Genomic DNA, 20,689 nt, shown 5'->3' on the forward strand with positions numbered 1-20,689 from the left:
ACAAACGGATATATTAAGAAACACATATTTTAGATTCTAATATTAAAAATCCCCTATTATAAGATCGGAAGGGTGAATGAGCAGTGGGAACAACAAAAAGAATATGTAAGAGCGATGCATTCAGAAGAAAAAACAGGTGCACTCTATCGTCAACGTAAGACGGATGTAGAACCAATTTTTGGATTATTGAAGGCTAATTTAGGTTTTACACCATTTTCTGTCCACGGATAAATCGAAGTTTGAAAACGAAATTGGCCTCGAATTAATGGCAGTAAACTTAAGAAATATGCGGCAAGATGGTAATGTCTTGTCCGCATATTTCTAAAATAATATAAGTGAAATCGACAGCGCGATTTCACTTTTTTCATTTATAAAGCAATTTATGTCCCAGCCTTATGATGTATATATAAAGGTGATTAAATGGTCTTCGTTTAAGAATTGTTAAATTATCTGCAGTTTTTCATTTCCTCAACTGCTTGTATGACTTGTAAGCGGCTAGGGTATTTCCCGTTAATTATAAGTGCACATCCTTTATATGAAGTGTACACGCCCTATTAAATGTAATTTTAGAGTCTTCACCATTATGAATAGAAATAATTTTACTGCTGCCAAGTTAATCCGCCGTTTGAAGCTATAATAGATATAACACTGAATAAATGATAAAGGACTGAAAGGTTTGGCTAATTTTACGAAAAATAGGACAAAAAAACTGATTATTGAAGCTTTTTTAGAATTAATCTCGGAAAAGAATTTCTCTTCTATTTCTATTAATGACATTTGCGAACGCTCGATGATTCACAGAAGTACATTTTATCGTCATTATACAGATAAATATGAATTATTCAATCTCGTTGTACTACAAATAAATCAAACTTTAATCGAGCAATACGAGAAAAATAGTGAGCTTAACATTGAAGCATTAATCAACTTTATTGATGAAAATCGACCACTGTTTTTAAGTATTATGAACAGTGAAGAGCTACATCACCAAATTGTTAAAACAACGAGCCAAATTATGATGAGAGATGCCTTTTTACAAGATCGTCATGGCTATGTAATGAACGATACATTAGCGATTTCTATTCGAACTGCTGTATATCCAGAGATGAAAAGTACATTTATCGTGAATGGATTTTTAGGGATTATAAAAATTTGGCTTGCTCAAGAAACTCCTTATACAAAGGAAGAACTTTCAAAGCTTCTACATTCGTTCCTATAATTAGTGAAACATTTTGAGCTAAATGTCTCTTTTTGAATCATTTATTCATTTTTGATTATTCTTTTATTTTTGAAACCTTGATAAGATTGGTTTCAGGATAAGGAGGAGTAGTCAACATGAACAGATTGTTTTCAAAAATTGGAGACTTTATAGTAAAAAATGCGAAACTAAATATTATTGTCATCGCACTCATCACCGTGTTCCTAGCAGTAGGCTTACCAAGGATCGAAATGAACATGGGGAACGAAATGTTCGTTAGCTCGGATTCAGACGTACTTTTAGATACGGCTACGTACCAAGAAAATTTTGGTGCTGAAAGTGCATTTATCATTATCAATGGTGATAAGGACAGTCTATTTACACCTGAAACCTTAAAAGAAGTTTTGAAACTTTCAGAAGGTGCAGTAGAAATTGATAATATTACGGGTTCAACTGAATTCGTCAGCATGATCGATGAATTGATGTCGAATGAAAATATGTCCATCGCGAGTATTTCGAATGGCGATAGCAGTGAATTACAAAATGCCTTAATGAGTGAAATTAGCGAAGAAGATGTTGAGCAAATTTTACAACAGCAAATGAACAGTTTAACAGCTGAACAACTAAAGCAAATTCAAGCATTCCAACAAGCACAATTAACACCTGAACAGCTACAACAAATTGCTGCTGAAATGGCTAACTTAGGTGCAGCGGTTACACCAGAAGTACAAGCAGGTATCATTAACGGTGTTCTGACAGAAGAACAAACAAAATCGATTGCAGATTATACGCAATCGATTTTAACAGAAGAGCAAAATGCGACGATGCAAAAACTTGTCATGGAGGCATTACCATCATTAACAGAAATGAGTACTGAAACACTTCAACAAATTGTGTTCTCAGATAACGGCAATGTACCTTCGCAGCTTCAAATGCTCTTACCAGATAACGGAGCAAATATCCTCATCAAATTAGATACTTCTGATAGTTCAGAAATGGAAACAAATGTCAATATCAATAATAAATTAAATGAATTAATTGACGAAGCTAATTTTGCAGAAGGCATTATAGTGAAAACGGCAGGAGGACCTATTGTACAAGGGAACAATCAAAGTGAAGTAATGGTAACAATGGCGATTCTATTATCATTAGCTGTAGTCTTAATGATTGTCGTACTTTTCTTTGTATTCCCAGTGCGTCGTCGTATTATATCACTAGGGTTTGTATTAATCGGCTTAGTAGCGACATTTGGATTTATCGGATGGGTTGGCTTACCACTGACAATTGCTACAATGGCAACTTTACCAATTATTATTGGTCTTGGTACGGACTTTGGTGTTCAATTCCACAACCGTTACGAAGAAGAGTTTAAAAAGAGCAATTACAATGCAGCGGAAGCCGTGCGTCATGCTGTTTCACATATTGGTCCTAGTGTAGGCATTGCTGTATTTATCATGGCATTAAGCTTCTTAACGATGTTTTTATCAAAAGCGCCAATGATGCAACAATTTGGCTTAACACTCGCAATTGGCGTTGTCATTTGTTATATCATTGAATTAATCATGATGTTCTCTATTTTCTATTTATTAGATCGCAACAATGAATCAGCAAACATTAAGGATAATAAAGATACAGTACTTTCTCGATTCTTAGGACGCTATGCAGGGTTTGTAGGTCGATTTGCCATTCCGATTTTAGTCATTGCGATTGCCGTTTCTGCTTACGGATTCTCTATTGAGGATGATATTCCTGTAGAAACAAACACGATGAAATGGCTTCCACAAGATATGGAAGCATTAGTGAATACGAGAGAATTACAAGAATTAGTTGGATCAACAACGTATATCACCTACTTAGTTGAAGCGGAGGACGTTACTGATGCCAAAGTTGTGCATTGGATGAATGAATTCGCTGAGAATGTAGATGCAACGTATGAGGAAATCGGAGGACAAACAACGATTGCTTCACTTACGGAACAGTTAAATGGTTCTTTAGCAACCAATGAGGAAACGTTAAAGAATCAAATTGAAGGGTTACCAGGTACCTTAAAGCAAACTGTCATTAGTGAAAACAATCAATTTGCAACGATTCAATTCCAAATAAATCAAAACTTATCGACTGCTGAACAATTAGAATTACTTCATAAAATGAACGAGCACATTGATGCTGATGAAAGTATCGTTGTAAAACCAGCAGGATCACATGTATTAATGTTATATGGAATTGATAACATTACAGCGAATAGTGGCTTAATGAAAAACGCGGGATTATTGATTATCTTTATTGGTCTTTTCTTAATTTATCGCCGATTAAAGGATTCTATCTTCCCATTAATTCCAATTGCATTAGTATTAGGGTTCTCACCATTGTCTTTAAATTTATTGGATATTCCATTGAACCCGCTGACTACCGCTCTGGGCTGTTTAGTTTTAGGGGTTGGTACAGAATTTACAATCTTAATAATGGAACGCTTTAAAGAAGAGCAAGCGAAAGGTTTAAGTGATGAGGATGCGATAAAAGTATCGTTATCAAAAGTAGGGCAAGCGATTACTGCTTCCGGCTTAACTGTAATTTTCGGCTTCTCAGCACTTATTTTTGCAAGCTTTCCGATTTTAAGTGACTTCGGTTTCACGACAGTAATTGATACAACATTATCCCTTATTTGTGCATTAACAATATTACCAGCGCTAATTATTTTATTCGCTAAAAAGAAAAAGTATGAATAATTGAAAACCAAAACCTTCGACAAAATTTATCAGTCGAAGGTTTTGGTTTATTTTTGTTACACAAAAAATTGGTAAAATACAATAGGTTAATAACTTAGGGTTCTTCCACAATCTGGCCCTAAAATGAAAATGAGCGCTGATCCTTGTTCTGGTCTGCCCCCTGTCAAGTAGACACAAAAAATAAGCGCAGTTAAGAAGCCTGACTTCTATATTCGATAGGAGTCAGGTTGTTTAGCTTGTTTTGAAACCTTTCTTGGTTATAAAAGAGAATGTAGTTTTTAATAGCCCTTCGAACCTCTTGGGAAGTTTTAAACGTAAAGAGGTTAAAACATTCTGATTTAAAATGGCTGAAGAAACTTTCCATACTCGCATTATCCCAACAGTTGCCCTTTCTTGACATACTAATTTTTACTTTATGTCTTTTGAGTAGCTGATTATAGACATGGGACGTATATTGATATCCTTGATCATTATGGAGAATCATTCCTTTTACATTTCTTCCTTTTATCGCTTTATTAAACGTATCCAGAACTAGTTTATTATCATTACGTCTACTAATTTGATAGGCAACAACCTCGTTATTATAGAGGTCTTTGATGGCAGACAAATACAGTTTCTGTCCATTGAAAATAAGATACGTAATATCCGTTACCCACTTTTCATTAGGACGAGAAGCGTAAAAGGCTCTATTTAAATAATTATTCGAGATTAGATAAGGCTCTTTCTTACCGTAATAAATTCGTTTCCTCCTGATAATTGATTTAATACCAAGTTCACTTAGTAACCGTTGAATTTTTTTGTGATTAATGTGAATCTCATAGGTCCTCTTTAACCAAGTTTGTATTCTTCTATAGCCATAGATGCCTTTACACTTCTTATGGCATTCTATTATTTTCTGCTTTAGCTTCTCGTCCTCTAGTTGCTTTTCTGAAGATACTCCTTTACGCTTTAACCACTTGTAGTATCCACTTCTTGACACTTTAGCCAGATGACAAAGTAGCTTTATAGAATGAGCTTGTTTAGATAAATCATCAATGACTTGATATAATCTCCTAGGATTTAAATCAATTCCCCCTTTCACATCCTTAAAAGCTTTTTTAATAATTCGTTTTCAGCTTCTAATCGCTTTATTTTCATTTGAGGATCTTCAATTTTAGATAAAGACGGGGAACCAGATCCACTTTTTCTTCCTCGATGTTCTCTAAGACCAACAATTCCATCTTTACTATATTGTTTAATCCACCGTTGTATGTTTTTTCGATGAGTGTTTAATTCTCTAGAAACAGCAGCATAATTCTTCTTTTGATAATATAAATCCACCGCTTTTTTCTTAAACGTTATATCGTAAGTCTCCGCTTTTTTCTCCATAAAAAATACCCCCTTATAGTAGACAGATTAATGCGCTTTTTTAAATGTGTCTACTATAAGGGGAGCATACCAGTTCCAGGATCGCGCCCGTTTGTTGAAGATAATACCTAGTTCTATACTCTAAAATGTTCTAATCCTCTAATGAGTCTTCCAATGTTCTTAGTAAAAATTCTCCGAAGCTTGGAAACTCTATTTCAAAATTTTGATCTTCTATTGGTAATCCATTGAAATAAGAAACAACAGTAGCGGAATCATCATTTTCATTTTTCACATTAGAACAATCTAAGCAATAATACATGTTGTCATAACCAGCAAAATAGATACAAATAAGGTGATCTGGCAAAGTTTTTTCTTGTCTAAAATGTTTTGTAATCCAAACCATACTTGGAACTCCACTTTCTTCTATTCCCAAGCCAAATATCTCTTCCCCCAAAATGTCACCAACACCATATCTTCTTAGAAAAAGTCTATAACTAATGGGGAATTTGACATTTAACGTTTTTTCAGCAGCATAAATTAAATCGTCTGATATCCCACCAATAAAATCACCCATATCTGAATGCTCGTCAATAATTTCAAATTCCTTTTTAATAAACATCCAATTTCTCCCCTAGTAGAAAAGTCTTCATAGTTAAACAGCACAATTATTATGTACGGAACAATCTCACTGAACTACAATCGCTCCTATTTACTTAATGTCCTTCAATTCACAATTTGAATAAACTTATCATTTTTATAATGGTTTTACAGCATCCACTATGAGTGAAACGAAACCCAAGTTTCCATTTTTGTTTCGGTGGTAAAAACGCTTTGAACGGTAGATAAACCCTTTCTTTTCATCCCAATCATTGAAATGAAATTTACCGTCCCCATCACAATATTATAGTAGAGTAACGTTAAAACCAGCTTCTTCAAACATAGAGCTAAATGTCTTATAATTATGCACAATTTTATTACTCGCTGCAGGATGGTCATTAGGTCCAGGTCCTCCTACTTGAACCCCTTCTTGGTATTCTTTATCTGGAAAGAAACCATCGGGAACGGCACAACGTATATACCCACCAGGCTTTAAAAATCAAAAAAAATCTTTGCAGCATATGTTCCTTCTTCATAAGTTAGATGTTCCCAAACATGTTCTGCTAAAACAGCTTCAAGTGAGTTAGATGAAAACTTAGTCTCCCAATCAACTCTTCTTAACAAATTCAGTTCATGTTCTTGCGTTTGAAGCCATTCTGGATTGTTATTGTGTTCACCTGCACAAATGACGACTTTTAGATTTTTTTTAAAATCCATATAACCCCATCCTCTCCTCACACTAGAAGTTTTTTTAAATCTACTTTATAACTTCCTTTCGCTTACTACCAATTATTTCATAATCTAAAAATTCCTACAATACGTTATTTTTTCATTCAAAACAAATTAAAATGAGCACTGATCCTTGTTACAGGATAAGCGCCCGATAGTTGAATAATAAGAAGTAAAAAAGTCATTGTACTTTATTTAAAAATTGTAGCACTTCTTTTGGTGATTTAAGAAGATAACTTGTTAGACAATTGTTCTAGCTTTTTTAAAATTCCTGGTCTTTTATTTTTTGGATAATCCCATATCCATCTTAAAAAAATCTAAGTCAAATCTTTCTTCGTATGGTAATAAAAAAGGCGACTTATTTTTTGAATAATTGCCGCCTTTAACATAATAACAAGATACATTAAGATTTTGTGGGAACTCTTGTATGAACGCTATAATAAACTAAAAGGACCAGAGCCTGAATACAGAATCATTAACGTCACACCCAAGAGAGACAAGTTCTTATTGAAATGCACAAGCTGCATTGCTTTTTGCTGTTTATCTGATAATCCCCAAAAACGATGGACAATAAAAGTTGTTGGGATTAGGAACACAAGCAAAAGAAGTGCTCCAATTTGTGCATAGATTCCAAAAGCAACGCTTATTCCACCTATAACCGCAAAAACACTCATAGCGGCTGCTGACAATCTTGGAAAAGGAGCTCTAAACTTCTTCGTCATCTCTACTGTGTGATTGAAATCTTTTAGATGGCTAATTCCCGCTAAAATGAAAATAAGAGAAAATAAAATTCTCCCAATGAAAAATACAATATCCATAATTATCGTCCTCCCCATTTTTTGTTATTTAGAAATTGATTTTTGTTGTGAATTGTCAGCACCTTAACTGAAAAGCAATTCTGATTTAATTTAATCTAACTTTTATAGCTTTTCAGCATAATAAAAAATTCTTTGTAGGACTTAAGGGTAACCATTTTTGTTGTAATTTGGTTACAAATATTCCCTTACATCTCTTTTGAAAGTTTGTTTTATTTGTATTATAAACCCTCCTTAAATAATTATTAGAAAAAGATAATAATAACACTTGTCGCATAAACAACACATGTTGTATAATTGGATTATAGGTAAAGTTTTGTCACTACTCAACCAACAAAATTTTTATTCTGTTGCATAAGCCGCATTTTAAGCAAAATGTCTAAAATCACTACAAAAAAAATATCCGGATGAAAGTTATGAAAAGCTTAGAATGATAGCCATCATGCTTAACTGGATGATTTACGCAGCTGTAGTGGGTTGGAAGGGCCACAGCAGTAGATCACCAGAATATTATGTAGAATATACGATTTTGTCTATTAGACAATTATTAAAGAATGAAGTAGTTAATGTTAGATAGCCCGAAAAAGGCTGGACCGAAAGTTCATCGAATGACAAATCTTTTGTGGTAGCCTCTTTTTAAAATTGTAATATCAAATATTATGATAGGAATTTTTTTACATGCTTTTTCTGGCGGCGGTTGGCATCAGCACTCCTATTCAAAAGGCCGTCGAATCCCCGCATTAATTTTGTTGATACTTTTTAATGGTGCTATTTTCACACGAATATCATCTTTATTTAATACTGGGAATTCCCCACTGTTCTGAAGTTTCTTCCAATCGTCGTGCATAAATCGATACATATAGTCCTCAAATTGATAAATATCCCCGCCAATATTTTGGCTGTTCATGTAAGCTGAATAAACGTCATTTTTAATTTTATCTTTAATCTGCTTCTTGATTTTTGATTCATTAATCTCATAGCTCGATTCTCTTATAACAGCTGATATATTAATATTTAGTCCAATTTTTGTCTCATTTTTGTCTTTTTTAACGATTCTTTTGACTTTCGGTTTCAATAATTCGATTTGAACATGTTTGTCTTCCCCTTCTTCACTGACGATAACAGGAGAACTAACTGACTCGTTGTTAATATTAATGAATCCCTCAAGGTCTTTATTGCTTAAGAAGCCCTTCATTTTCTTCCCTTTTATAATAAACGCTCCATCAAATATGGAGACAGGCAATTTCTCTTTTTCTTCTTTCATGATCTCTTTATTAATGGATACTCTTGGCAATAGTATTGTTTTTGTTTCTTCATTATATTGATAAATAAGATCCTGCAGCATAATCGCCGGAATAGCAGGATTTTGGTGCAGCATAAATTCAGGTTTATTAATCCTGGAATCACTGAAAGGATAATAAAAAGGGACCTTTGTTGTAAAAATTTCTTCAATCTTTTCCTCCGTACCGTAGGTATAACCGGTTAAACGAATATTTAAATTCGAATTTAAAGCCTTAATTGTGTTCCCTAATCGCTGTTCCAATAATTCCTTACCAAAGATCAACAAATTTATCTGATCATAATCGATTGGAATCTGAACACCATGATAGACATCAATAAAAGCATCTTCAACCGTTTTCCCTCTTCCAACTCCTAGCCAGACTGGAAGAGGTTGAGCAGGTTTCCCTTGCTCAGTTTTAGCTACATTTGTAAAGTCTAAGAACTGTAATACAACATGATATTCATGATCTATATAGTCAATTCCTAACGCCACAGCATATGCTTGAAATTGGACTTCTCTAATATTGGAACAACCTGTAATAAGAAGTGTTAGAGCATAGGTTATGAAAAGAAATTTCCTCATTTACTCACCTTTTCTTGTATCATCTTTTGTATGTAAGGATGCATATCGTTTTTTCATGAAAGAAAAAGGCAACCTGATAAAAGTATATAGAATATCTTTTCCATCTGGCGAACCAATGTCCGCTAATAATGGGACACCAAACGATTTTAACCTTGTTAAATAGAGGAAAATGAACATGTAACCAATGATAAAACCATAAATCCCCATGAAGTAGCTTAAGGTTAGAATAAACAATCTGAAGAAAATAATATTACCTGTTAAAGATTGATTGATTAGTGTAAAGCTGGAAATAGCTGTTACCCCAATAACAACTAGCGTAGTCGGGGATGTTATTCCCCCTCGAATAGCCGCATCCCCAATGATCAAGGCACCAATAACAGCAATCGTTTGTCCAATCCCTTTAGGTAAGCGCGCACCGCCTTCTTTAAATAGCTCAAACATAAGTAGCATTAGTAAAATCTCTATAAATGCTGAAAATGGTAATCCGATTCTAGTTAAGGTAATAGTGGCAATAAGTGGAAGTGGTAAATGTCCGACATTATGTGTGATTAAAGCTAAATAAAAGCCTGGCAGAAAAGTCGTCGTAGCCAGCCCTACCCAACGGATTGTCCGTTCCATTGATGCATAATAAAAACTGATGTTTTCATCTTCAGGAGTCTTAAATAAAAAAGAAAGATCTGCCGGTGCAATCAAAGCGGTTGGAGCTCCATCTACAATAATGGCAAACCTGCCTTGATTGAGACCTTCCGCGACGAAATCAGGTCTGCCTGAATAGTTAATCAATGGTATGAGTGAAAATTTACGATCTATAATATACTCGGACAACATGTGGGTACTTGTTAAGATATCAACGTCTAAAGAAGCAAGTCGACCTTTTATTTCATTCAATATGTCTTCGTAAATAATATCTTTTATATAGAGAAGTGAAATTTTTGTATTCGTTCTTCTGCCTATCGTGTAATCTTCAATGACTAACGATGAAGATCGCAGCCTTTTACGAATTAAACCAAGGTTGGTCGCAATGTCCTCGACAAAACCATCCTTTGGTCCTTGAATCGAAACCTCCATTACAGACTCATCTGGCTGTCTGGAGGGAGATTTACTGATATCATAAAAATATACGTTTTCTCCGCAAGGAATAATCATTAGTTTCCCCGAAAAAATGGCCTCCTCTATTTTTTCAGGATTGATTTCCTCTTTACTGATCACTTCCATTCGCAAAGATTGATAGATGGATTTGGATGTTTCTATTTCAGGCATCATCAAAGATTGAATCAGACCGGAATCCGTTAAAGGTTTACAATACACAAAGACGGAATTCCTATTGTCCGTTTTAATTTCTATATCTGATGAGTGGTTGAAAATCCGTTGAATGTTTTCAATAGAGAAAAGATGCTCATTCATGATTCCGTTCTCCCCCTTTTCCACTTCTGATTACGTTTTACGATGTATAAAGTCAAACCGGAAATTTGCAGGATTAAGAAAAAGAACGAGATAGGTCTAAAATAGCTATCGATAATGGTTGTCAATGGGCTTTGGTCGAATGGATAAATACAGGCAATAAAAAGGAGTCCGTATATAATCCTTACTACTTTTACATTCGCAATCCCTTTGGAAAGAATCCTACTTGAGATGAAAACAAATAAACTAATCCTGATTACTCCGCCGGAAAGCCATTGATAAATCGCAAAAAAATCCGTATGAGAAAAATAACGGCCAATAGAAATCAAGCGCCACTGTTCATAAGCAGGGTAACGATACTCAGCAGCCACTGTTGGTCCAAACTCTGCAAGTGCTGCCATGGTAGGTCCTAACGTTAAGCCGATAATAAGAAATCCAATAATGAATAACTGTTTTTTTGTAATTGCTTTCGTTAATAAAGGTGTTAAGAAAATAATAATAAATAGCTCTAATATCGGTAATGAAGTAAATAAAATACCCTTAGTGATGGGGAAATACCCTTCAGTAAACATCGGGAATAAGAGTTCATAATGTTTCTTGTTGAAATTAGCGAAAGAAATAAAAAAACCTAATAAGAGAACAAGTGGACATAGAATAATGCTAAGGAGTCCCATGGAAAACAACCCCGACTCCGTGCAAATTAAACAGAATATAAGCAGTACAATTGCAAGCGTAAAACTGTTAAACCCTTGCATATAGCTCAATTGTGACCAATAAATAATTTCCTTTGCCGTGATAAAAGCATTTATCAACATATAGATAGCCAATGGTAAAAGAAGGATGTAATAACTTATTTTGCTCCCATAATCTCTTAATAAATGAATAATCGACCGGTCGTTTAGAATAGAGACAATCCTATAGATCACATAAATCCATAACGGAAGAACGATGATTGTTAATAGGATACTAATCCAAGCACTTCTTTTCACTTCATTTAAAAGGATGGGTATGATTTCAACATGAGCAAAAAGACCAACAGAAAGTAAAATCATGTACACAATGGATATAAATCTTAACTTATTCTGCATTATCTCAGATTCCTTTTTTCCATATTATTCATCTGTGTATCAATTAATATTCATCTGTTAGACACTTTTTAATTTTAGCCATTAGGTCGTCCCCTCCATATGATTTTCTACATTTCACACAAAGTGTTGCTTAACTAACGAATAAATAATTTTATTGGTTGTGTTGTCTTCATGCTCCATTCATAATTAGATATGCAACAAGTGTTGTTTAAACGATAGTTGTATGAAGGAGGAATTAATGATGCAACAGTCAAAAAAATATTATCATGTTTACAATAGAAAAATCAGTCATGTATATACTCCTCAATTTCAACGTAATAGCGATATTCATACAATGGCAGTGGTAATCGAACCAGGGCAATGGGAGAAACATGATCCATTTTTAGGTATGGCTCATGACCTCATGAGAAGTGGTGTGTTTGCCGTTCATCCTCACCGTGGAATCGAAACAGTAACTTACATGATTGATGGCATCCTTAATCACTATGACAGTAAGAATGGTAGTGGTGAGCTTCATCCTGGAGATGCACAATGGATGACAGCGGGTAAGGGTGTGGAGCACGTAGAAGATGCTTCACCTGGAGAGCTAGTTAACCTGCTTCAACTTTGGGTCAATATTCCAGCAAAATACAAAATGACGCCACCTCGCTATCAAGATTTGCGAAAAGACAAAATGCCACAAAAGGTTGAAAATGGTGTATCCACTAAAGTATTCTCAGGCTCAGTAAACGGATTAACTGCACCAACATTGAATATAACACCTGTCACGATGGTTGAATTCAAAATGGATGCTGGCAGTGAAGTTACACCTGAAATACCAGGCTCTCATAACGGTTTTTTATATATTCTGAAGGGATCAGGTACCTTTGGTTCTGAGCAAACACATGGGAAGGCTGGACAAGTATTGTGGTTGGGGTCGGGTAATAATGCAGAAATCAGTAATATTCAAATAAATTCGAACGGAGATATGCATGTCATGCTGTATACAGGGGAACCAATTGGCGAGCCTGTAGTAGCTAGAGGTCCATTCGTCATGAATACAGAGGAAGAAATTATTCAAGCCTTCATTGATTATCGAAACGGCACTTTCTTGGATTAATAAATGGAATCTGATTCTTTTGATTTCGTCCCCTTAGTAATCCAATGAATAATTTTCTTCATGCTATTTTTCACGATAATATAAATCAGTTGTTAAAAAGCATGGATTTATTGCTATTTAGAAAAGGTTGCCTTCAATCAATTTGAGGCAACCCTTAATGAAATTGAAGAAAAGAAGATTATCCAATCCGTATTACATCGATAATTTTTCGTTCCGAGACAAATTGGATTAAGGGGATGGTTCTTGTGGTTGAAACTAACCACGAGAACCATCCCCTTGGTCCACTAACTCAAAAAGCTTACAGGTGATTGATAATGCATTTGTTTTTTCAGCTCATCCACAATTGTTGTTAATTCAGACTTACTTGCTGCTGCCCCGAAAACATAAAAGTCCGGTCGAATGATAATAGCTTCCATTTGATTTTGTTGAAAATACTCCTTATAAGTACCTTCCATATCGTAGTAAGCGTTATCATTTGAAGCGTCAAGTGTTACCTCGATAAAATGGGTTCCTATAACGTCAAGAAATTGTTTTTGTTCCTTATTAAAAATTGCATTTGGATTTCCATTGGTGCTGATGATTGTCCATCCACTTCCGATTAGATCATCTAAAAGACCAACCTTTTCACCATGCTTTAAATTCCCTTGCACAGAAAGCCTACCGGCTAAACAACTGGGCTGTTCAGAATAGTTGTATATAATTCCAGTTGTTAAGTGAGGGTATGGCGGGAACGGACCAGCATTGCCTGATAAAAAGACTTGATCCCTGTTAGCAGCTTCGAGAGGATCCGTAACACAAATCATCTTTCCAAGCTCAACCGCCATATGAATATACCCTTGAACATTAGGATTACGTTCTTCCGAATATGTCTCAAGTATGTTGTCCTGGCTTACATTTCGAAGAACTAAATCCAGTTTCCATGCCAACCCCCATGCATCTCTTAACCCTGAACACATCCCTTGACCTATAAATGGCGGCGTCAAATGGGCGGCGTCACCAGCAATCATGACCCTCCCTTTACGCCAGTTTTCTGCCCACGCTCCCCGGAAGGTGTACACTGCATGACGTACCAGCTGGCAATTTTCTTTTGTATATCCCCATGGCTTTAAAAGTTTCCATGCGGTTTTCTCATTATTAAGTTCTTCTACTGTCTCACCAGGCATCGACATAAATTCCCATCTTCTTCTTCCTGGCCCGCCAGGAACAATGGTAGTGGGCCGCTTAGGATCACAAAGCTGCCAGAAATTTGGTTCCATTTTTTTCTGTTCGTATGGAATAATGTCTACGACCAGCCAAGTATATGCAAATCCTAAATCTTTATACTCAACATTCATTTTTTTTCGAACCATACTATTTGCCCCATCGCATCCAACTAGATAAGATGAGGAAAAGCTTTGTTGCTCACCTTTTTGATTCACCACCACAATTTCAACAAAATCGTCTTTTTCAATAAAATTAACCGCTTCATATCCTCTATAAAGACTGACTGAAGGTATTTTTTTACATACCTCATTTAGGACGAGTTCTAAATCCGGTTGATTAAAAAAGTTATGGGCTGGCATGCCGGAGGGTCCAATATCAGGATGTTTGATACTTAGAAGAATGTCTCCGGAAGCATTCCGCCATTCATAGGCACCTCGTATATTTTCAGAGATTTTTTCTGATACTTCCTGACCACATATTAATCTGATCATTCTTGCAATTTCATCATCATAGACAATTGCCCTTGGATGCGGATATTGTCTTGGCCAGCGTTCAAAAACCCCGACCTTATAGCCCTTTTTCCCAAGTAAAATGGCCAACACACTTCCGACTGGACCATATCCGACAATCGTTACATCAAAATCCGGCTTCATAAAATTCACCTCTTTTCAAAAAGTGTTTATATTGTTAGCTCAGAAAAGTGCCTGATTGGGAGAGTTTATTCCTGTCCCACAGTAGCAAGATTATAACCATACTCTGTTCCCCAGTAACTTAAAGTATCCCATTCCCTTGGTGCTTGAGGTAAATCCTCATGCCATGGGCGAGGTTCCATGTAACCAAGCTCCGGCAGATATATATCCATGCTAGTAAACAATTCAATAATGTGTTTATCCGGGTCATGATGATAAGAAGCTATATTATGACCTGCTGTGTGGCGAGACGGCCCCCATAAAATTGGAATTTTATTTTGAGCAAGCAGATCAGAACTGTCGTATTGATGACTAGCTCCCCGCAATTCAAAGGCAATGTGATGCATCAGAGATTTCGGTGCAGAGACAATATTCAACGTATGATGATCATGGTTACATGTCATAAAGTTGGCAACATCAAACAATCTGTCTGTTATGGCGAATCCCAGCACCTCTTTGTAAAATCCAACAACCCTATTGGCATTTCTTGAACACAATGCAATATGACCTAATTTGTTCGGTACAATCCCTCTATTCCTAAACCTAGGTGCAGACATTTCCATTGTTTGATAGAGATGAACGGTATTTTCGTCCGGATCAGACAATTCAAGTATTTCCGGAACTCCAGGCTGGGTATCACTTTTTATTTCACTGGTAATTCCATGTGTTTTTAAATAAGCTTGCATTTCCTTCAAAGATAAATTACGATCTAACTGCCAGCCTATCGATTGCATTCTGTTATTATCTGATTCTCTTAAAATAATAGTATGATGATCCAGTCCACTGCTAATATAAGCCGTTCCATCCCCTGCCCTTTCTACTAAAGAAAATCCCATTACTTCCGTGTAATAATGCAATAGTGCCTCTACATCTTTTGTGATAAATTCTGCATAACCTAATTTAAATACATTTACCATTCCTTTTTCCCCCTCTATTTGAATGTTGTTTCAACTACTGTGGGTACAACAACCCGGTTTTCCTGTACACCTAAATCAATAGAGCCATCGAGACTTTTAATTTCACAGCGAACAATATCACCATTTTTCAGGTAACGATTGCCTTGCTGACTCTCAACAAAGAACTGAACCTTTTCTTCATGCGATAAGGAAGGATTTATAATCTTTTGGATAATTTCTCCATTCATTTTAAGGCAAACCCCGCCTGTTGTTCCGGTCAAGATTAAATCACCAGGAGATAAATTCATTAATCCAGCAAGTTCGGTAAGAGTTTCAGCCGGCTTGTATAGTAGCTGGCTTGTATCAGCTGCTTGCCGCAGCTCCCCATTCACCCATAGATTCAAGCTTAGCTGTCCCAATAATGAAGTCTCCCCTTCATCTAATAGGTATAGATAAGGTCCGACCGGGCAAAAGGTTCGGTAGCTTTTTCCTTTATACCATTGCATCTCCATAATTTGTGTATCCCGTGCTGAAACATCATTTGCTATTACGATTCCTGCGACATATTGATGGATATTCTGTTCGGTTACCTCTACTGGTTCATTTATTGCAGTCCCTATCACAAGCCCAAGCTCAATTTCATAATCCAGCAATTGTACATGTGATGGACAAATGATGTCGTCATAAGCTCCTGTCAAAGAGCTGTCGGCTTTTGTAAAGATAAGGTTATAAGGCGGACGGCTTCCATCTAATCCGCTTTCGTGGCGATGGCTACTATAGTTTGCCCCTTGACAGACAATACGGGCTGGCTCTGTCACCGGGCTTAAAATAGCTAAGTCTTTTAGGTATACCGTATCAATTGGGGTCTTTATAACTTGTTTTGCCAAAGGGACTCCATACTTTAAAAATTCTGAAAGTGACTCATATGTCCCTTGAATTGGTACCACCTGATCCCCTTGCAGCACTACACCCCATTTCACTTCATTGTTTTCACTATAGCGGATTACATTTACACCCACTGCGAATACCTCCTTTTTGAATAGCCGATTTAAAATGCCTTTGCGCATACAATTTCTAGAAAAAAATTAATAAAGGTGAATACGGATTGCTCTTTGTGCTTTAAGCGCTTTCATTTTATCCGATGTGTTTATCAAAGTTGTAGTATGGTGGGAACTTTCTATCTACCTTGCTTGTAAAATGACTCCTAAAAGATAACTAAATATTAAAAATGACCTTGTATATAATAGGAAAATCTCCTGTTAACTTATTCTTGAGGCCAAATCTACAAAATATTGAAGTGAATTTGGATTGGCCATTGAATCAGGATTAATTGATTTTTCAATAGGCATTCCAAGTAAGATTTTTCTAATGGGTACCTCGAGCTTCTTCCCATTTAATGTTTTAGGAACTTCTTCAATCGCATATATTGCATCCGGAACAAATCGAGGAGATAAATTCTGTTTAATCTGTTTATTAATTACATGTTTCAATTCATCAGTTAATTTCACACTTGGGTGAAGGACAACAAATAAAGACATAAAGGAATCTTTACCACTGTATTCTAAGTCAATAATTAAACTTTCAAGAATCTCTGGAATTACATCGAGTATTTTATAAATTTCGCTTGTGCCCATACGTATACCGGATCGATTTATGGTTGAATCAGAACGTCCATAAATCACGCAACTACCATCATTATTAATTTGAATCCAGTCACCATGTCTCCATACATTCTTAAATGTTTCAAAATAGCTTTCTAAATAACGAACGTTGTCTTTATCATTCCAAAAATAAAGAGGCATAGACGGCATGGGGGCTGTTATAACTAGCTCTCCTACACTGCCTTTGATTGGATTACCATCATCATCGAAGGACTCCACTTTAACACCTAGTGTTCGTGTTGGAATAATGCCTGAACGAACTGGTAAAACAGGTGTACCACCAACAAAGGCAGAACATACATCCGTTCCTCCACTTGTTGAAGATAACAAAATATCCTTTTTTACATTTTCATACACCCATTTATAGGCATTTTCTGTAAGTGGTGAAGCAGTCGAAAAAATGGCTTTTAACTCCTTTAAAGGAAAATACTCTTTGGGCCTAAAATTATATTTCATGCAAAGATTAATATAGGCTGCACTTGTACCCAAAATAGTAACCTTGGATTTTTCTACAAAATCCCATAACACTCCCAAGTTGGGATATGTTGGACTCCCATCATATAATGCGATTGTCGCTCCTGAAACGAGTCCCCCAATGAGTGAATTCCACATCATCCAACTTGTTGTAGTGAACCAGAATATACAATCTTCCGAATTGAAATTTTGTTCAATACTTGATGTTTTTATTTGCTCTATTAAAATCCCCCCATGACCATGGACAATTGGCTTTGGCAGGCCAGTCGTTCCAGAGGAATATAATATCCATAACGGATGGTCAAAAGGTAATTGTTCAAATGATAATTCCACACCGAAATTCAGTATATCTTCCCATTTATCTGTATCTTGTAGTTCTGTTGGATCAAAACTATCAGTATATGATACTAGGATGGTTTTTTTTATACTTGGTACTTCCTGTTGGATACGCTCAATCACTTCTTTTTTATTAAAAGTTTTTCCATTATATTGGTATCCATCTACAGCAAAGAGAAATACTGGGTCGATTTGCCTAAAACGATCTATAACACTATTGGTGCCGAAATCCGGTGAGCAGCTAGACCAAATAGCGCCAATACTGGCACATGCAAGGAAAGCAATGACTGTTTCCGGAATATTTGGCATATATGAAACGACCCGGTCACCTTTTTGCACGCCTTGCTCTTTCAAGTAATTAGCAACAGAGGCTGTTTTACGAAGTAAGTCTTCCCAGGTAAATTCTTTATAACCTTTATTTTCAGATTGAAAAATGATTGCCGTTTTATTTGGTACAATATAACGAAAACAATGTTGTGCATAGTTTAAACGTGCACCTTCAAACCATTTAGCTCCAGGCATTTTCCGTGAACTAAGTACTTGTTGGTAAGGTGCACTGGAGTGTACTTCACCATACTCCCAAACAAGTCCCCAAAAGGTCTCAAGTTCGTCTACAGACCATTTCCATAAGTCCTGGACACTTGAAATACTGATATTTTTATTTTGTTTTAGCCAATTCTGAAAACGAGTTATATTACTATTGGCAATCTGTTCTTCGGTTGGTTTCCATAAAACTGATCCTTCAACAGATAAACTCATGTAGTTCCCTCCTTCATCACTCACACTTTTGACAAACCTATTTCATATTCTCCTCCCAATAGGCGATGCGCCTCATCTCAATACACATTTACATCTCTTTAAAAATTTGGTTCTGTTTGACATTTAAACCTCCTAAATTAGAATAAAACACATGTCGCGTAGGAAACATTTGTTGTATAATTAAATTATAGGTATCTTTTTATCACCACTCAAGCGATAAAATCTTCAGTATGTTGCTTAAGCAACAGATTATATAAAATTACTAAAATATTCTGAAAAAGGAGGTATCTTATGATTAAGGGAAACACAGATTTACGTATGATCCGAACTAGGAAATTCATTATTGATTCCTTTATACAACTCTTGGAAAAAAAGGATTTCAATAGTATCAGGATTAGTGATATTACATCAGGAGCCATGATTAATCGGGCAACCTTTTATCACCATTTTGTCGATAAATATGATTTGCTAGAAAAAGTGATTAAAGAAGAATTAATGGCGAATGTTCTTCAGGAACTATCTAATAATGAAGAGTTTAATGAGGAATTGCTCAAAAGTGTATTTTTATCAATCACGAAATTTCATATGAGCCTGTCTGATCGCTGTCAAAGAAGTTATCATGATATGACAGTGAATATAGAATCCATAATAAAAAAAGAGCTTGAACATATTTTCATTCAATCACTATTAAAAAAATATCACGGTGAAAGCAATGAAAATCTAAGAATAATAGCCACCATGCTTAGCTGGATGATTTACGCAGCTGTAATGGATTGGAAGGACCACAGCAGTAAATCACCAGAAGATTATGTAGATAATGTCATTTTGTCTATTAGACAATTGTTAAACAATGGAAATATAGAATAGCATCGGGTTTCGAAATTTATTTGGGAGATTTACATTACTACTTCAATAAAAAGAGTTAATCCCTCTTGGTTCAAATCTTCTGCTAGTAAAAATTGATGTACCAAAGAAAGCAGGCTAATTCCTATGCGAATTAGCCTGCTTGTATAGCTGTTAATTACTGACTTCTCTCCCAAAACAAACACCGTTGTATTTCCCTAAGCTTCTAATGAATCATTTAAATTATTATATCCCTTAGTTGTTAATTCAAAATCTTACCTTTAAAAAAGAACAAACTATTAACTGATTTAGTTACATTAGGATTATAGTTTAGAGTTATTTTGTCTAATTAATTGTTTCATGAAATTCAACATTTTCATGTGCATTAATGCCATTTCCTCTGGTGTGTTTTGTTCATCTTTTTCTAACCATTGCTCAATTAGACCAAAAAATGCAGATGAAATAAATGATGTAATATATTGATGTGGTATATCAATAATATGTTGTTTTTCAATAACATTTAATTTTTCATAAAAAGATTCTTTCATATATTCCTTCATTTTTTTAGGAAAAGCTGGATCACCATTTGAACTAATCAGAATTTTAATGAAGCGTTTGTTTTCCATTAAATAACAAAAGAGTTGAACAATTGGCGGATAAATCATCTCTTTTGAATAATATTTATCAAATTCGCATGGTTTTAATTGCTTTATTTTTCCATGTAGTCCTTTCAATAATTCATTTTGATTTTTCTCCATTAAGTCATATTTATCAAGATAATGAAGATAAAATGTACCTCTGTTTAATCCAGCCTTTGACGTTATATCTCTTACTGAAATAGCATCAAACCCTTTTTCTTCGAGTAAGTCTACAAAGGTATTTCTTAATAATTCCTTCGTTTTTGCTACTTTTATTTCTCTTAGTGATTGAGCCATTTTTATTTCTTCCTTTATAAAGTAATCGT

16 protein-coding genes and 2 pseudogenes are annotated in these 20,689 nt (G+C 35.3%); 5 read left to right on the forward strand and 13 right to left on the reverse strand.

Annotated features, from left to right (window positions below):
• Window positions 1-75: 75 nt before the first annotated feature.
• The 3 genes and pseudogenes from LG307_RS12010 to LG307_RS12020 all read left to right on the forward strand — a co-directional run.
• Window positions 76-325 (forward strand): annotated as a pseudogene (locus tag LG307_RS12010) (transposase); the annotation flags it as partial.
• A 351-nt stretch (window positions 326-676) separates the two neighbouring features.
• Complete coding sequence (locus LG307_RS12015) at window positions 677-1,219, forward strand: TetR/AcrR family transcriptional regulator (protein ID WP_404442108.1); 543 nt, start codon at window positions 677-679, stop codon at window positions 1,217-1,219.
• Between the two features lie 116 nt (window positions 1,220-1,335).
• Entirely contained in the window at window positions 1,336-3,924 is a 2,589-nt protein-coding gene (locus LG307_RS12020) for an RND family transporter (protein ID WP_404442111.1), read from the forward strand.
• A gap of 190 nt (window positions 3,925-4,114) precedes the next feature.
• Here LG307_RS12020 and LG307_RS12025 read toward each other — a convergent pair whose 3' ends face one another.
• The 8 genes and pseudogenes from LG307_RS12025 to LG307_RS12060 form a co-directional block, all read right to left on the reverse strand.
• Window positions 4,115-5,005: an IS3 family transposase gene (locus tag LG307_RS12025; protein ID WP_404442113.1), complete on the reverse strand. Its 891-nt coding sequence runs from the start codon at window positions 5,003-5,005 to the stop codon at window positions 4,115-4,117.
• Complete coding sequence (locus LG307_RS12030; RefSeq protein WP_404442116.1) at window positions 5,002-5,292, reverse strand: transposase; 291 nt, start codon at window positions 5,290-5,292, stop codon at window positions 5,002-5,004. The genes LG307_RS12025 and LG307_RS12030 overlap by 4 nt, the downstream gene beginning before the upstream one ends.
• A 130-nt stretch (window positions 5,293-5,422) precedes the next feature.
• A complete protein-coding gene (locus tag LG307_RS12035) occupies window positions 5,423-5,890 on the reverse strand; it encodes an SMI1/KNR4 family protein (RefSeq protein WP_404442119.1) in 468 nt (155 codons plus the stop codon).
• Window positions 5,891-6,025: 135 nt separating this feature from the next.
• Window positions 6,026-6,585, reverse strand: a pseudogene (locus LG307_RS12040) (class I SAM-dependent methyltransferase).
• Window positions 6,586-7,031: 446 nt separating this feature from the next.
• Window positions 7,032-7,415, reverse strand: a complete 384-nt coding sequence (locus LG307_RS12045) for a DoxX family protein (protein ID WP_404442122.1) — start codon at window positions 7,413-7,415, stop codon at window positions 7,032-7,034.
• A 709-nt stretch (window positions 7,416-8,124) separates the two neighbouring features.
• Window positions 8,125-9,276 carry a Ger(x)C family spore germination protein gene (locus LG307_RS12050; RefSeq protein WP_404442124.1) on the reverse strand — a complete coding sequence of 384 codons (1,152 nt, stop codon included), beginning with the start codon at window positions 9,274-9,276 and terminating at the stop codon, window positions 8,125-8,127.
• Entirely contained in the window at window positions 9,277-10,680 is a 1,404-nt protein-coding gene (locus LG307_RS12055; RefSeq protein WP_404442127.1) for a spore germination protein, read from the reverse strand.
• On the reverse strand, window positions 10,677-11,765 hold the full coding sequence (locus LG307_RS12060) for a GerAB/ArcD/ProY family transporter (RefSeq protein WP_404442129.1): 1,089 nt from the start codon (window positions 11,763-11,765) through the stop codon (window positions 10,677-10,679). The genes LG307_RS12055 and LG307_RS12060 overlap by 4 nt, the downstream gene beginning before the upstream one ends.
• A gap of 238 nt (window positions 11,766-12,003) precedes the next feature.
• On the opposite strand from LG307_RS12060, the gene LG307_RS12065 reads away from it, so the two are divergent.
• A complete protein-coding gene (locus tag LG307_RS12065) occupies window positions 12,004-12,864 on the forward strand; it encodes a pirin family protein (protein ID WP_404442132.1) in 861 nt (286 codons plus the stop codon).
• Window positions 12,865-13,148: 284 nt separating this feature from the next.
• Here the strand turns inward: LG307_RS12065 and LG307_RS12070 are convergent, their stop codons facing one another.
• The 4 genes from LG307_RS12070 to LG307_RS12085 form a co-directional block, all read right to left on the reverse strand.
• The gene (locus LG307_RS12070; RefSeq protein ID WP_404442134.1) at window positions 13,149-14,720 is read right to left on the reverse strand and encodes a bifunctional 3-(3-hydroxy-phenyl)propionate/3-hydroxycinnamic acid hydroxylase; all 1,572 of its coding nucleotides are present in this window, start codon (window positions 14,718-14,720) and stop codon (window positions 13,149-13,151) included.
• A gap of 65 nt (window positions 14,721-14,785) precedes the next feature.
• Window positions 14,786-15,673 carry a VOC family protein gene (locus LG307_RS12075; RefSeq protein ID WP_404442137.1) on the reverse strand — a complete coding sequence of 296 codons (888 nt, stop codon included), beginning with the start codon at window positions 15,671-15,673 and terminating at the stop codon, window positions 14,786-14,788.
• A 14-nt stretch (window positions 15,674-15,687) separates the two neighbouring features.
• Window positions 15,688-16,671 carry a fumarylacetoacetate hydrolase family protein gene (locus LG307_RS12080; protein WP_404442138.1) on the reverse strand — a complete coding sequence of 328 codons (984 nt, stop codon included), beginning with the start codon at window positions 16,669-16,671 and terminating at the stop codon, window positions 15,688-15,690.
• Window positions 16,672-16,911: 240 nt separating this feature from the next.
• On the reverse strand, window positions 16,912-18,882 hold the full coding sequence (locus LG307_RS12085) for an acetoacetate--CoA ligase (protein WP_404442141.1): 1,971 nt from the start codon (window positions 18,880-18,882) through the stop codon (window positions 16,912-16,914).
• Between the two features lie 291 nt (window positions 18,883-19,173).
• Between LG307_RS12085 and LG307_RS12090 the strand changes: the two genes are divergently transcribed.
• Window positions 19,174-19,749: a TetR/AcrR family transcriptional regulator gene (locus LG307_RS12090; RefSeq protein ID WP_404442144.1), complete on the forward strand. Its 576-nt coding sequence runs from the start codon at window positions 19,174-19,176 to the stop codon at window positions 19,747-19,749.
• Between the two features lie 299 nt (window positions 19,750-20,048).
• Here LG307_RS12090 and LG307_RS12095 read toward each other — a convergent pair whose 3' ends face one another.
• The gene (locus tag LG307_RS12095; protein WP_404442147.1) at window positions 20,049-20,660 is read right to left on the reverse strand and encodes a TetR/AcrR family transcriptional regulator; all 612 of its coding nucleotides are present in this window, start codon (window positions 20,658-20,660) and stop codon (window positions 20,049-20,051) included.
• Between the last annotated feature and the right edge of the window lie 29 nt (window positions 20,661-20,689).

Source organism: Sutcliffiella horikoshii (assembly GCF_044809035.1).
Taxonomy (GTDB): Bacteria; Bacillota; Bacilli; order Bacillales; family Bacillaceae_I; genus Sutcliffiella_A; species Sutcliffiella_A horikoshii_G.

Coding starts and splice junctions, on each gene's coding strand:
- LG307_RS12090 (WP_404442144.1), top strand. CDS start 19,174: ATGATTAAGGGAAACACAGATTTACGTATGATCCGAACTAGGAAATTC.
- LG307_RS12045 (WP_404442122.1), bottom strand. CDS start 7,415: ATGGATATTGTATTTTTCATTGGGAGAATTTTATTTTCTCTTATTTTC.
- LG307_RS12070 (WP_404442134.1), bottom strand. CDS start 14,720: ATGAAGCCGGATTTTGATGTAACGATTGTCGGATATGGTCCAGTCGGA.
- LG307_RS12060 (WP_404442129.1), bottom strand. CDS start 11,765: ATGCAGAATAAGTTAAGATTTATATCCATTGTGTACATGATTTTACTT.
- LG307_RS12065 (WP_404442132.1), top strand. CDS start 12,004: ATGATGCAACAGTCAAAAAAATATTATCATGTTTACAATAGAAAAATC.
- LG307_RS12055 (WP_404442127.1), bottom strand. CDS start 10,680: ATGAATGAGCATCTTTTCTCTATTGAAAACATTCAACGGATTTTCAAC.
- LG307_RS12095 (WP_404442147.1), bottom strand. CDS start 20,660: ATGGCTCAATCACTAAGAGAAATAAAAGTAGCAAAAACGAAGGAATTA.
- LG307_RS12020 (WP_404442111.1), top strand. CDS start 1,336: ATGAACAGATTGTTTTCAAAAATTGGAGACTTTATAGTAAAAAATGCG.
- LG307_RS12030 (WP_404442116.1), bottom strand. CDS start 5,292: ATGGAGAAAAAAGCGGAGACTTACGATATAACGTTTAAGAAAAAAGCG.
- LG307_RS12075 (WP_404442137.1), bottom strand. CDS start 15,673: ATGGTAAATGTATTTAAATTAGGTTATGCAGAATTTATCACAAAAGAT.
- LG307_RS12035 (WP_404442119.1), bottom strand. CDS start 5,890: ATGTTTATTAAAAAGGAATTTGAAATTATTGACGAGCATTCAGATATG.
- LG307_RS12050 (WP_404442124.1), bottom strand. CDS start 9,276: ATGAGGAAATTTCTTTTCATAACCTATGCTCTAACACTTCTTATTACA.
- LG307_RS12085 (WP_404442141.1), bottom strand. CDS start 18,882: ATGAGTTTATCTGTTGAAGGATCAGTTTTATGGAAACCAACCGAAGAA.